The sequence below is a fragment of the Chryseobacterium sp. YIM B08800 genome (assembly GCF_026163565.1).
Taxonomy (GTDB): domain Bacteria; phylum Bacteroidota; class Bacteroidia; order Flavobacteriales; family Weeksellaceae; genus Chryseobacterium.
On the sequence record NZ_JAPDKN010000006.1, the window covers coordinates 49,617 to 64,752 of the forward strand.

Sequence of the window (15,136 nt, forward strand, 5' to 3'; positions counted from 1 at the left end):
TCTAATTATTTTTAGGGTTAAATTTTGATTTCCATTTTAAAAATGGAGATTCAAAGTAACTATAACTCAAGAAACTCAATAAGTATGTAATACAAAGAACTGCAATTATTTGTATTATAAAGTTTAAAGAAAATATATTATTTAAATATGATATAAAATAGATAGCTATCATATGTAAAAGATATATTGCGTAACTTAATTTTCCTGTAAAGCTCAGTAGCTTTATCTTTCCTAATTTTATAAAAGAATTTTCACCAAAAACTTGATCCAATATTATATAAGAAAAAAATAATACTGAGAAAACTTTACTTAATACTATCCAATAATGAAAAAAGTTGACCAATTGATTGGTAAAAAAAAGAATTAGTATACCAAAGATATAAATTAATAAATTAGCTCTAACTTTTATCAAGTTTAAGGAATTTAGGAGTATATCGTGGTAATAAAAACTAATAAAAGCTAAAATGCCTCCAAAAGATAAAAATAAAACAGCTGAGAAAGTATGATAATATAAGACATCTTTATTATCAACATTTACCAACATAAATAATAATGAAAAAAAGAAAAAGGATAATAGTATACAAAATAATACTCGCTGGTTTTTTATAAAAAAAAGCAAGGGCCAAACCAAATAAAATTGTTCTTCAATAGCTACAGACCATCCTGTTCCTAAAATTTTATTAACAGGATAAGCATTATAGATCGCATCAAAATTAGACAAAAATAAAAAATACATAATTGGATTTGCATTTTCAGAATAGTTAATATCTAACAAATTACAGATAAGGGGAGAAACTATAAATCCTATTATTAAAACTAAAAAATATAATGGCCAAATTCTTAAAACTCTTCTTATATAAAAATTTTTCAAATTAATCCTCGATTGCAGATAATTTTCAGAAAGCAATAAATAAGTAATTAAAAATCCACTTAAAGTAAAAAAGAAAAACACCCCCAATTTTCCTCCTTGACCATTAAATCCTAGCATAATGCTTATTATAGAATTATTACCATTCAAAAAAGCTGGTAAATGAAAAAAAACTACAGATAAGCAGGCTATACCTCGTAATGCATCAAGATTTTCAAAATATTTTATTGGTTTTATAGACTTCATTATATGAATATGCTTATAACATTTTTATTTTTCTCTTTAATTTGTACATTAGTTTGTACAAAAAAGAATTATATTTTTTTGAATCTGATTAAATGTTCAATTTCTTCAATATCCGTTTTTCTTATTATAAACGACTTTACCAGATTTATAGAAATTACTTTTTTTGTCACAATTAATAAATGTATTGCATTATAAATAGCTCCTATCAAAACAGAAAATGCGGCTCCTTCAATACCGTATATGGGAATTAATATTAATGAAAATAAAAATGTAATAATTAATGATATTGTAAAGGTCAATAAAGTTACCATAGGCTTACCAATACTAGAAAATAAATTAGTTAATACTAAAATAATTGATGTAAAAACAATACTTCCACACAAGATTAATAAAGCACCTTTTGCCATTATAAATTCTTTTCCGTATAAAAAAGTAATAAAAAACTCCCCGCCCAACAGTACAATTATAAAACAAATAAATGACAGAAAAGTCAATATTCTTATTGTTTTTTCTACTTGAATATGCAAAACATCAATTTTGGATGAAGCCCATTTAGAATAAATTAAAGGTCCAATACTGCTTGGTAGCATCGTAAAAATATTTATGATAGCAGTCGCTCGAGAATATAATCCGATATCTTCAAATCCATTCGCATTATAATGTTTTAATAAGAAAACAACAACATTTGACGAAAAAATAAAAACTAAATTTGTAGATGATATTTTTATACCATAAATAAAAATTTTCCTTAATAAAACAAAGTCTAATTTTATTTCTAATCTTATTTGCTTTCTAATAAAATAAATTAATAATAACAATGAGACGATGTTGCTAATTCCTACCAAAAACAAAACTAATTCAATATTTAAACTTCCTAAAAAATAGTATAAAACTAGGCCTGTTAAAAGCAAAAAAGAAGATAAAATTGATAGAATTTGCAATTTTATTACGTCTAAATCAATATACAATATTGGTAAAAGTATATTATATAATAGTAAGGAACCAGCTCCTAAGGAAAATATGAGAAGAGGAAAATAAGAATAATTACCAAAATAATCAGTATTAATGTATAAAATATAAAAAAATACAAACGTAAAAATAACACTAATTACAGAATAGAACTTAAATGTATTAGAAACTACTTTACTTTTATTTTCTTTCAAATTATTTACAATATATATTGTAGCATTCCCAAAACCCATTGCCAAAAAAGTTATAGCCATAGTTTGGGAAGTAACCATAAGCTGATATTTACCAACATCTGCCACTCCTAAGATTCGTGCTAGTAAGATACTTGTAAGCAATGTTAAAAATGCTCCTAAAAACTTTCCTACAACAGTTACAAAAGATTTTTGTAAAAAATTCATTATTTAAACACTATTGTTTTCTTAACTTTTGCCGGAATCCCTAGGATTAATGACTCTTCTTCCATTTGAGATAAAACAGTAGAATTAGCTCCCACTATTGAATTTTTTTGAATAACACTTCCTCTAAGAATTTGCACTTGGGAACCAATCCAAACATTTTCTCTTATTATAGTCTCACCAAATAAACTTCCTTGTGAAGCAATTGGAACATCTTTTAACTCTAACCTATGATCTACATCCGTAATAAAGACATGGGGACCAATCATTGTATAATTTCCTATTTCTATATAATTTCCACTATCAATAACTGTGGCATAACCTATAAAAACATTAGAATTGATATTTATTACTTTATCACGTTTACTATGGTTTTGGATTGCTTTTATTCTTACATATGGCTCAACTATACAATTGTCACCTATTTTAATACTTCTATAAAGGCACCTTATTGAAGATTTTCTAGAAATCCTACAATTCTTACCGATTTGTACCCCAAAAATAAATTTTAAATAAATTTCAAAAATTTTATCTAAGTAGTAATCTAATTTATTGTATATTTTATTTAAAATAATCATCTCAAATTTATTATTTTAAAATCCTCAAACTCTAAGAAATATTTCAATATTTTTTTATTTTTCATATTTGATTGACCATGATAAACACACCTTAAAAGAGCTTTTAAACACTTTTAATAAAATTTACTATCCTTTCGCTGGCTTTTCCGTCTCCATATGGATTGTGTAAACTACTCATTTTCTGATATTTTTCGTTGCTTTCCAATAAATTAAAACATTCTGAAATAATTTTATTTGTATTAGTTCCTACTAAAATAACAGTTCCAGTATCTACTGCTTCCGGTCGTTCGGTTGTATCCCTCATTAATAAAACCGGTTTTCCCAAACTCGGAGCTTCTTCCTGTACTCCTCCGCTGTCAGTAATTATTAAATAAGATTGATTCATCAACCAAACAAAAGCTGGATAAGCCAGTGGATCTACCAGTTTTATATTTTCAATACCTGAAAGAATTTCGTAAACCGGATCCTGTACATTCGGGTTCAAATGAACTGGATATATAATCTGCACATCAGACTTTTTTGTTGCAATTTCTTTTAATGCTTTACAAATATTTATAAATCCTTGACCATGATTTTCACGCCGATGTCCCGTCACTAAAATTAATTTTTTAGTTGAATCCAAAATCTTTTTCATCCGGGTGATTTCCTCATTATCCAAATGTTTAACTCTTTCTGAACTATCTAATAAAGCATCAATAACAGTATTTCCTGTAATAAATATATTTTCTTTTTGCACATTTTCATTCAAGAGATTTTGGGCTGATGCCTTGGTAGGTGCAAAATGATAATCAGAAATCCTTCCTGTCACCTGGCGGTTTATCTCTTCCGGGAAAGGGGAAATCTTATTATTCGTTCTCAATCCTGCTTCCACATGACAAACTTTTGCTCCAGAATAAAATGCTGCTATACTTGCTGCCATTGTGGTGGTAGTATCACCATGCACATACACAAAATCTGGTTGAAAATCTTCTAAAACAGATTTCATTCCCATAATAATATCTGCTGTAAGTGTATAAAGATTTTGGTTTGGCTTCATTAAATTGAGATCGTAATCTGGCACAATTTCAAAAAAATTTAATACTTGATCCAACATTTCACGATGTTGGGCTGTTACACAAACCTTTGTTTCAAATTCTCTATTTTTCTTAAACTCCTTTACTAAAGGAGCCATTTTTATAGCTTCCGGTCTTGTACCAAATATAATTAAGTTCTTCTTCAAAACTAAAATTTCTTTATTTATAATCTTCCGTCAAACCTCTCCAAAATCCCTTTTACATCATATATGACACCATTACCATTTAAATATTGTGTCCAATCGATGTTTAAAAATTCTTGATGTGCCACTGTTAAAATAATAGCATCAAATCGAGAATTTTCAATATTTTCTGCAGTTGAATGAAAATTTATATCATATTCATATTTAACCTCGGAGTGATTTGCCCAAGGATCATAAGTCAATACTTCAGTTCCATATTCTTCGAGAGCTTTGATAACTTCTACGGCTTTTGTATTACGAACATCCGGACAGTTTTCTTTAAAAGTAATTCCAAGATTTAGAACTTTTGCTCCTTTTATTTTAATATCATTCTTAATCATTAACTTGATTACTTGGGAGGCAACAAAAGATCCCATTGAATCATTCAATCTCCGAGCTGCCAAAATCAATTCAGAATAATAGCCTACTTCTTGAGCTTTCTGTGCTAAATAAAAAGGGTCTACACCAATACAATGTCCGCCTACTAATCCTGGTTTAAATTTCAGGAAATTCCATTTAGTTCCAGCAGCTTCAAGAACATCATGGGTATCAATACCCATTAATGAGAAAATTTTTGCTAACTCATTAATAAATGCAATATTAATATCACGTTGCGAATTTTCAATCACCTTTGACGCTTCGGCAACTTTAATAGTTGGTGCTAAATGTGTTCCCGCAGTTATTACTGAACGATAAAGATCATCTACAGTTTTGCCAGTTTCTGGTGTTGAACCAGAAGTTACTTTTAGTATTTTATCAACGGTATGTTCTTTATCTCCAGGATTAATACGTTCCGGAGAATAGCCTACAAAGAAATCTACGTTAAACTTCAATTCAGAAAACCGTTCTAAAACTGGAACACATTCTTCTTCTGTTACTCCCGGATAAACTGTAGATTCGTAGATAACAATATCATTAGCTTTTAATACTTTGGCTACTGTTTCACTTGATTTATATAAGGGAGTAAGATCTGGACGGTTGTTTCTGTCTACTGGTGTAGGCACAGTAATAATGTAGATATTTGCCTCTTGAATGTCTTCCAAATTTTTAGAACAATACAAACCGCTTTCTAAATTATTTTTTACAGGATTTTCGGATAATGTAACTTTTTGTAAAATATCATTATCTACCTCTAAAGTTGAATCTATTCCCAGTTTTAACTCTTCAATTCTTTTATGATTTATATCAAAGCCTACTACCGGATATTTTGTTGCAAATAATCTTGCTAACGGTAAGCCTACATACCCTAAACCAATAATGGCAATTTTTTGTATTTCTTTCATGTTTCTATATGAAAAAGCAGTTAGTATACTATGATTTAATTATTCTTTTCCACCATGGTTCATTAGACTCAGCATTATAGCCATATCCGTATTTGTAGCCATACCCATAGCCACTGTTCATTTTATTTACATCATTCAGTACCACTCCTACATTTTTAATTTTTTTATCCTTGATCTGTTTATTGATAAAGCCTATTAATTCTTTTTCCGTATAACCTGACCGGGTAACATATACCGTAATATCTGCTACATCAGCAATTAAGAATGAATCTGTTACCAACATTAACGGAGCGGTATCTAATAATATATAATCATACATTGGTTTTAATGCCTCAATCAATTCCTCATATCTTCCATTAGATAAAAGTTCTGTCGGATTGGGTGTAATAGCACCAGAATAAATCACATCACAATATGGGTTAAATGAAGTTGGATGAATAATTTCGGAAACATCCATTTGCTCATCATACATAAATTCTGAAAGACCAATTAATCCTCTTCGGCTTTCGTTGTATCTCTGCAACTGTGGATTCCTGATATCTGAACCAATAATGATTACTTTTTTTCTTGGAGACGCCAATGTAAGCGCTAAATTAACCGAAGTAAATGTTTTACCTTCTCCTTTAACGGTTGAGGTTACAAAAATTACATTGCCTTTTTTATTTTTAGGCAGCATAAAATTAATATTGGTAATCAAGATTCTGAATGCTTCAGCTAAAGGAGATAAATCATTTAGCTGAACGATTTCAGGTTCACCTTTTTCTAGCGAAGGCAGCTCTCCTACTACCGCTTCTCCATCAAGCAGTCTTTCTAACTCTTGTTTTGTTTTCACTTTGTTATTAAACAGTTCTAAAAGATAAATAACTGCAAAAGGAATTAATAACCCTATAATTAATGCTCCAAGATAAATAATCATTTTTTTTGGAGAAACAGGAATCGAACTTGTTAAAGCATCGTCAACAATTCTAGCTTTTGGAGCGGCAATTGCTAATGATATCGCTGCTTCTTCTCTTTTTTGAAGTAATAATAAATAAAGCTGTTCTTTAATGTTTTGTTGTCTTTCAATACTACGGAACATTTTTTCCTGAACAGGAATTTTTGAGATTCTACCCGACAATTTATTTTGTTCTCCAGCAATTGTTCCTATTGAGATCTGAAGTGCAGATTGTGTTTTCTGCAAACTTTGAATAACAGAAGTACGCATACTGTTGATCTGACTGGTGATATTCTGAACAACAGGGTTAACAGTAGTAGAGTTTTCCAGTAATCTGTTTCTATCAATTACCAACTGATTATATAACGCAATATTAGATGCAATATTCTGGTCTGTAAGCCCCACATTTAAAGGCAAAACCTGATAAGTGCCTTGTCGTTTAACTGAATTGAGAAGACTGTTGATCAATTCTAATTGAGACTCATTTTCAAGTTGTTGTTGACGACTTTTCATTGCAGTTTCTAAAGAAAGTTGTGCTTCCGTCTGAATATCAGCAATATTATTACGAAGTTTGAAATCTTCTTTCTGAGATTCTACATTTCCTAATTCTTTACTGATCAAATTAATACGCTCATCAATAAAGCTGGCTGTTTTCTGTGCTTCAGAGTTTTTATCTAAAATAGCTTCACGGTTATAATTTACAGCAAGCTTATTTAAAATATCTACCGACTTATCAGGAATAGGATCTGTGATTGAAAGCTTAAGAACTGTAGCTTCTTTCTGTACCAAACTTACGTTTAATTTAGATAGATAATACCTTGCTCTGTTCATCCCAGACATAAACTGTAATAGATAAGTGTCAGTTGATTTTGGGTTCAGCTTAAATTTAGGATTTTTCTGAAACATTACCACACCAAAAGGCATCGTTACCGATTTATTAAAATCTGCATGGATTTCTTTTTTGAAACTTTCCGATTCAATGATAATTTTGTCACCTTTTATTTTAGCAGTGACTTCTTTGCTGGGATATTTAGCTGGTTTTGCTTCGCTGATAATTCTTACTAAAAAGGGAGAGCTTTCTTTATATAATTCGGTCTCCTTTATTTTTCCTTTAGAATAAATATTGGTTTCCAATGCAAGTTCTCTTACCACGGAAAGCATCAGCTTTTTAGATTTTAAGATCTCAATTTCGTTATCTACCGAGTTAGTACCCATTCCTCCGATACCGCTCAACTCTGAAATCACAGACATATCTGGCTGACCGGCTGAAGATTTTTTAACTTCTTTGATCAATAATGTTGACTCAGTATTGTATACAGGGATACTATATCTTAAAAAGAACCATGCAACAACAACTGCTGCAATTGCCCCTATAATAAACCAATACCAACGATGAATGTAAGGTTTTAAAATTTCTCTGATATTGAACGTTTCTTTATGAAACTCTTCTTGTGTTTGATTATAATCCACTATAAAGAATAATTCTTATATTAATTTTTTGTAAGTGCTAAAACTCCAATTACTAAAGAAGCAATAACTGAGGCAACTGAAATATACAATCCTGTATTAGGATCTATTCTTGCTGCTTTTTCTCTGTTGGCATTAGGCTGCACATAGATCATATCGTTTTGCTTAAGATAATAATACGGTGAGTTGATAAACTGTGCGCTCGTTAAGTCCACTCTTTCTTTTGTAATTTTTCCATCAATATTTCTTACAACTAAAACATTGGTTCTCACACCATATACAGTAAGATCCCCTGCCAAACCTAAAGCTCCTAATAATGTAGTATTTCCATCAGGAATAACATAAGTACCAGGTCTTGTAACTTCTCCCAAAACAGAAACCTTAAAATTGGTGAGTTTCATTTCAACCACCGGATTTTTAACATACTCTGAAATCAGGTTCGTTAATTTAACCCTCATTGTTTCAATATTTTCATCTTTTGCACTTACCACACCAATCTGCGGAAATACGATGTTCCCGTCTGTATCTACAATATAAGTAGATCCTGAAACAGGGAGTTGTTGAGGTAGGTTATTTGAACTCGGAACGGAATACTGTGTTATTGTTGCACTTGACGAATAACTTTGGTTAAATGGTTTTACCACATCCATATCTTTAGCCGTCACGGTAATAATCAATTGATCACCGGGTTGTAAAGTACCTCTGCTGTTTTTAATAGAATTATCTAATGCAATATTTTCAATATCCTGCATGTAATTAATTTCTTGTCTTGGTGCACAAGAAAATATTGCTAAGCCAAGAACTCCGTAAATAAAATATTTTTTTAAGATCATTTTTGATAATTTTTTCACAAAAATAGGATTATTATTTTTCAAACAAAATTTGTTAGTCATTATATTGAAAATTCCCTGTTAATAATACTTAACAACAGGGAATTAGGTTTTACATTTAAATTGATATATTCGTCATTTCTTTATTGTCTAAAACTTCGAATTCTGAATTATTACTAATAAACTCTGGGACAATATCTTTCAAGAGCTTTACCACCTCCAGCTTATCTCTTTTAACCGCTGATGTGACAATCTGCTTACATAAAATTTCAATCTGCTCAAAACCCATCAAGGGATCTTTTGAGATCATAATTTTCTCATGGTGAGTAGGGACAGTTGTTGCATTATTGCTCAGCAATTCTTCGTATAATTTTTCACCCGGCCTTAAACCTATAAATTTAATCTTAATATCAACATCCGGTGTAAAGCCAGATAGTTTAATCATCCTTTTTGCTAAATCTAAAATCTTAACAGGCTCACCCATATCAAAAACATAAATCTCTCCACCAGCTCCCATTGTTCCTGCCTGAAGAACTAATTCACAAGCCTCAGGAATCGTCATAAAGTATCTAATGATATCAGGATGAGTAATAGTAACCGGACCTCCTTTCTCTATTTGTTTTCTAAAATGCGGAATCACAGAACCATTAGAACCCAAAACATTACCAAAACGTGTAGTAATGAATTTTGTTGTGTTACCTACTGAGTTTTGTAAAGATTGTACAAAAAGTTCAGCAGTTCTCTTTGAAGCCCCCATTACATTGGTAGGATTTACCGCTTTATCAGTAGAAACCATTACGAAACGGTTTACTTTATATTTCTTTGAAAGCAAAGCTACATTCTTTGTTCCCAATACATTTACAAAAATTGCTTCATGCGGATTTTCTTCTATTAATGGAACATGTTTGTAAGCTGCAGCATGATAAACCATTGAAAACTGATAGAGTTCAAATATTTTTTCGAGTCTATACGAGTTAGAAATATCAGCCAAGACAAATTTAAATTTCTGCTCCGGAAATTTCTCAAACAATTCAAGTTCCAATTCATACAACGGTGATTCTGCCTGATCAAGTACAACAATTAGTGAAGGATTAAATTGAGCCACCTGACGCACAATTTCGCTACCAATAGAACCCGCTCCCCCAGTAACTAATACATTTTTACCAGCATGCCTTTTCGTTACCTCTTCATTTTCAATTTTAATAGGTCTACGATTTAATAAATCCTCAATTTGAAGCTGGCGAATACCTCCTACCAAGTCAGAATCACGCATTTTACTCAATGTAGGAGCTTTTAAAACTTTCAAGCCATTGTCTAAAGCCATTGTCATCCAATCTTCGATTTCTTGTTTTGACATGATCTCTTTGATAATCAAAACTGCATCAAACTTACTGACAATATTTTTATTTTTAAAAAAATAATCACTGTTATAAATTTTATGCCCCAAAAGAACCGCTTTATTTGAATCTGATCTTTTGGTAATAAATCCCTCTAAACGATAAGGATAATTCGGATTGTGAAGTATTGCTCTTGCCAAAGAAACAGAAGCATCGCTTACTCCCACTACTGCCACTTTGGTTTTCGATGTAGCTCCTTTAATATCAATTAAAATATTAAAAAACTGTTTGGTGACCATTCTAAAAAAGAACATCAACGAAACTGAAATGAAAAAGTAAAGAAATAAGGTAGGATATAAATAAAGCGATTTACCTAACAATAACTCTATAATAAAATTTAAAGACATTACTGTTATTAAAGTACTTCCTGATGATAAAAGAATTTTGAACAAATCAAAAAAAGTAGAATGTCTGATAATACCTGCGTATGTTCTAAAAGCAAACATAAACAATAAATTAACAGAAATAAGTAATATCCTTTTTTCTAGTCTATGATTAGGAAAGTTGACCTGTACACGTAGTCTATCTAAAAATATATACGAAAGAAATATAGAAAGGAATATAATAGAAACATCAATAAGAATGACAATCCACCTTGGTATATATCTTAGCTGCGTGAGTTTAACAATATTATCCCCTTTATACAAAGTAGCAAAAGCATCATTAAGCTTTTTCATTCAACATTTTTTGACATTTTCAATTATTGGGCAAATATAACGATATTATTATTATAAAAAAATGGATATCCTCATTTACTTCTAATTATAGTAAAATATAAATTGTAAAATGAAAAGTACAAGAAAATATCATTGAAATAAGTAGTTATTTAACAAATCAGTACGAAAATAATTATAAAAAAACTTAACGCTATTTTCTTGAAAATTATTTCCCAAAAACAAGAACTAAAGCTTTATAAAATTATGCTATAAATAGTTATACCAAAAAAAATCTTCCGAAATCACTTCCGGAAGATTAAGCTTAGTATTCAATTTTTATTTAAACCGCTTTCTTTTTATTTGCATAAGCAACGACTAATGCACCTGCTACAACTAATAGAGCAGGAATATAATCATCAATAGGAACACTACCTGGGTTTGCAGGATAAATATCTTCCTCTTCCAATTCATCAGCATTAACATCAGTATCATATACAAATACATTATCATCTGAAGACTCCTGTGCAAAGGTAAATCCAGAGAATAACATTACAAAAATTATTATAATCTTTTTCATAACTCTTTCCTTATTTAATTAATTTTTTGGTGTACTCTTTACCTTCCGATAATGCCTTCAAAATGTAAACACCTTTAGAAACAAGCTGTACACGAACTAGTTTAGAATTTTCATTGATGGTCTGGATTTTTCTTCCGGCAGCATCAAAGATTTCTATTTTTTCAATATTCTTATTGTTTCTTACAACGAAATCCTGACCGTCTCTATATACTTCAAAAGTATCTTTCTGAGCTTCAGAAGTAGCTAAAACATTAAGCTTATAAACAATCTCGAACCTACTACTACTTTCTCCCGCATTTGCTGTAAACGTATAGACTCCATTCTGAAGATCGGTATAAGTTCCTGTCACTTTATCATGTAGATAAATTGCCTGCCCGTTATTAAACAATCCTTCTTTTTGTACTAAAGAAATAGTAAAGTTTCCGTTTTGAAAATGTTTTGCTCCTACAGGAACTACATCATCAACATCGAAACTTGACTTTCCTTGGATAATCAATTTTTGGGTACCAGCTAATGTATAGAATCCGTCAGAGCCCATTCCTATTGCTTTAGAATCATAACTATCGAATAAGTCTGACGCTCCACTTGTATAATCTACAGCGAAAACATTATTGGTATTGTATTCAGAGTTTAATTTTAACCAAAATTTACCTTCTGTTGAAGAATTATTCTTATTAAAGAATGTACCATTTGTAGCACCTCTCATTTCATTATTAAAAGTTAAAGAAGTGTCAACAGAGGTATTTAAGGTTTTCACAATGAATCCTTGACCAATATTTGCAACACCACCTGCAGGAACAACAGCCGTTCCGCCGTTACCATTAGGAGCCGGAACCCAAGTTGGGTTTGCACCATTAGCAGCATTGAAAGTAGCATACCCGTAATTTGTTGTAGTAGCACCATTCTGAAGCGTTACATTTGTGCTCTTGTTATCCCAGAAATAGAATGTACTTGAAATTCTCGCCGAGTTAGCAGTATAGAAAGCCCCTAAATTTAAGCTTGAAGGATATGGGTTACCAATTAAATTGAATCCGTTTCCTGAAGTAGCTAATGTATAAGTTTGCGTACCGTTATTTGGTACTCCTTCAAAAACTAAAGTTGCGTTGGCAACCGGAGTTTTGATAGAATACGCTTTTCCAAGTATAGAAATTGTAGAAGCAGCATTTATATAAGTATCATTAGCGGTGTTGTATACTGAAATAGACGTTGGCGTTACTCCGGTATAGATATTGGTTAAATCCTGATCAGCAACAGGAGAAGTCCAGAATGCATATTTATTCAATTCGCTCGTTCCATTTTTCAATGCTTTGAAAGCTCCTGAATAAGATAAAGTAGAACCATCTTTCTGAATAAGGTTTCCTCCATCTTCTATCATTACATTTACACCAGAAATCGTATTACCTGAAGTAATTTCTAAAACTCCTCCGTTTTTGATTGTGATATTCTTAGCTGTGAAAGCTGGAGTGGTAGCAGAAGTTGTATAAGCACCTGTAATAATTACATCTTTAGCATCAGGAGTTCCATTTGACCATGAAGTACCGTTCCACGTTGTAGTTTCTATTCTTTTGAAAAGTTCCAAATCATAATAACCTGAAATATTTGTAGTTGAATATTGTCCAAATACCGAACCGTTATACCACAAAGCTCTTCCTGTTTGACTTGCATTAATAAATCTAAATAAATTACTTACAGTGTTTGCCTCCCATTTTTGTCCACTTCCTGAAACACTTGTTGCTAATGAAAGGTTTGTATTGCTTCCTCCTCCAGATACATATTTATCAACCGATTCATTGTAAATAGTTTTAATATTTCCAGCGTCTGTTTGTATTTTCCAAACAATATCTACAGAAGGGTTTGTAATAATATTGCTAATTGCTGAAACATCTGACGATAACAGTTTGCTACTAGAAATACTATTTAACATTGCCTTACTTGCATTTCCAACAAAAACATAGTAACCATCTGTTAAATCTAACAATGATGTAATTTTTTCAAATCTTCCAACACCATTATATGTTATCGGATCTGCTGCAACTGTTAATGTAATTTGTTGATTAAAAGAATTCCAGTCATTATTTCCAGCTTGCGTGGCTGTTATATTTGTTGTTCCAACTCCAGTTATTGTTATTGTATTTCCTGATATTGTCGCTACAGAAGGATTTGAGCTAATATATGTTATCGGTAAATTTGCTCCATCTGTATTTGCAGAAAAAGTGAAAGCTGGGCTGCTAAGAAACTTTGTTTGATTTGCAAAACCAGTAATTGTTTGATTTCCTTTATTTATTGTAAAAGAAATAGCAGCTGGATTTGAAGTTCCAATTGAATTTGTAGCTGTAACATTAGTTGTAAAAGTTCCTGCAGAAGTTGGTGTACCGGAAATTTCACCTGTTGCTGTATTTAAAGTCAATCCTGCAGGTAAGTTACTTCCACTTACTAACGCATAAGATGTTGGACTTTCTGTTGCTTGAATCAATTCTGTAAAAGCCGTTCCAACCGATCCCGTAAATGAAGACGCAGTAACTGTTGGAGGATTACTTGTAGGTGTTTGATAAGTAACTTCTACACCAGATAATCTAAGCTGGTTTGCACCTCCACTTGTACCTGTATTTGCATTATTCAGTCTTAAACTCGAAGAAATTGTTCCGGTTATTTCATAAGTAGAAGAAGAAGTCATTGAAACAGCAGTCCCTCCATTAATTGAATATCTTATAGGTTGTGCTTGAGTGGCAAAAAATTTAACTTTTGTAATAACAATTCCATTTGTTGGGGTTATTGTTACTGAACCACCACCATTTGCTCCACCAGGATAAAGACGTAAACCATCAGCAAAAATTGCTGGTGCCGTACTTGAACTATTTTGAGCGGATGCGAACGAAATATTAGAAGTTATATTTCCCGATGTTGCAGCAAAGGTATGCTGAATCACTTGCCCCCATCCCAAGACCGAGAAGAGAGCCATCAAAAACGCATAAATCGTCCTTGATTTAATTTGTAGTTTTAAATTCATAAATTATTTTTTTTTCGTCTTACAAAACTAAATAATATTAATGAATGTTAAAATTACATATATGTTAATTTTCAATTACTTGCAAAATAGAGTCATATTCGAAGCCTTTATTTAGAAGATATTTAATAGTTTTTGATTTTTTTTGATAATTATTCAATTCTTTCAATTTACTCTCGTAATTTTCGTATATCTTATTTATTATGTTTAAATAATCATTTTCGTCAATTTCATCAAAACAGGTAGAGATTAGTTTTTCGGTAATGCCTTTTTGTTTTAAATGCATTTTGATTTTTGTTTTCCCCCAGCTTTTTATATAAAATTTTCCACGAATATAACTTCTGGTAAATCTTTCTTCGTTCAGATAATTTTCTTTCATCAAATACAAAAGAATTTCTTCTTTCGCTTCTGGAATCAAAACAAACTCACGCATTTTTTGCTCAACCTCAGCATGGCAACGATCCTGATACACACAATAATTTGCCATTTTCTGTTTTATTTCTTCAAAGGTGAAAAGTTTTTTATCGGAATTCATTTTGAGTTGATAGTTGATAGTTGATAGTTGATAGTTGATAGTTGATAGTTGATAGTTCAAAATTACAATTTGCAAAAAAGAGGCACAAAATATTTGCACCTCTTTTTGTTTTTATATTGAAAAGCCAAAAGCAAATGGCTAT

Annotated in this window: 11 protein-coding genes; all 11 read right to left on the reverse strand. The window is 31.0% G+C overall.

Translation table 11 applies throughout. The features are described 5' to 3' along the window. Window position 1: 1 nt before the first annotated feature. Window positions 2-1,114: an acyltransferase family protein gene (locus tag OEW74_RS03325; RefSeq protein ID WP_265427141.1), complete on the reverse strand. Its 1,113-nt coding sequence runs from the start codon at window positions 1,112-1,114 to the stop codon at window positions 2-4. 68 nt (window positions 1,115-1,182) lie between these two features. Continuing rightward, on the reverse strand, window positions 1,183-2,481 hold the full coding sequence (locus OEW74_RS03330) for an oligosaccharide flippase family protein (RefSeq protein WP_265427142.1): 1,299 nt from the start codon (window positions 2,479-2,481) through the stop codon (window positions 1,183-1,185). Beyond that, window positions 2,481-3,056 (reverse strand): acyltransferase, encoded by a 576-nt coding sequence (locus OEW74_RS03335; protein WP_265427143.1) that lies wholly within the window; start codon window positions 3,054-3,056, stop codon window positions 2,481-2,483. Before OEW74_RS03335 ends, OEW74_RS03330 begins: the two co-directional genes overlap by 1 nt. 103 nt (window positions 3,057-3,159) lie before the next feature. Further along, window positions 3,160-4,275 (reverse strand): non-hydrolyzing UDP-N-acetylglucosamine 2-epimerase, encoded by a 1,116-nt coding sequence (gene wecB / locus OEW74_RS03340; RefSeq protein WP_265427144.1) that lies wholly within the window; start codon window positions 4,273-4,275, stop codon window positions 3,160-3,162. 17 nt (window positions 4,276-4,292) lie between these two features. After that, a complete protein-coding gene (locus tag OEW74_RS03345; RefSeq protein ID WP_265427145.1) occupies window positions 4,293-5,594 on the reverse strand; it encodes a nucleotide sugar dehydrogenase in 1,302 nt (433 codons plus the stop codon). 28 nt (window positions 5,595-5,622) lie between these two features. Continuing rightward, a complete protein-coding gene (locus tag OEW74_RS03350; RefSeq protein ID WP_265427146.1) occupies window positions 5,623-7,998 on the reverse strand; it encodes a GumC family protein in 2,376 nt (791 codons plus the stop codon). A 20-nt stretch (window positions 7,999-8,018) separates the two neighbouring features. After that, entirely contained in the window at window positions 8,019-8,828 is an 810-nt protein-coding gene (locus tag OEW74_RS03355; protein ID WP_265427147.1) for a polysaccharide biosynthesis/export family protein, read from the reverse strand. 115 nt (window positions 8,829-8,943) lie between these two features. Then, window positions 8,944-10,899, reverse strand: a complete 1,956-nt coding sequence (locus OEW74_RS03360) for a polysaccharide biosynthesis protein (RefSeq protein WP_265427148.1) — start codon at window positions 10,897-10,899, stop codon at window positions 8,944-8,946. 319 nt (window positions 10,900-11,218) lie between these two features. Beyond that, entirely contained in the window at window positions 11,219-11,428 is a 210-nt protein-coding gene (locus tag OEW74_RS03365) for a hypothetical protein (RefSeq protein ID WP_265427149.1), read from the reverse strand. Window positions 11,429-11,465: 37 nt separating this feature from the next. Next, window positions 11,466-14,462, reverse strand: a complete 2,997-nt coding sequence (locus OEW74_RS03370) for a putative Ig domain-containing protein (RefSeq protein ID WP_265427150.1) — start codon at window positions 14,460-14,462, stop codon at window positions 11,466-11,468. A 64-nt stretch (window positions 14,463-14,526) separates the two neighbouring features. Beyond that, window positions 14,527-14,994, reverse strand: a complete 468-nt coding sequence (locus OEW74_RS03375; protein WP_265427151.1) for a regulatory protein RecX — start codon at window positions 14,992-14,994, stop codon at window positions 14,527-14,529. Window positions 14,995-15,136: the final 142 nt, after the last annotated feature.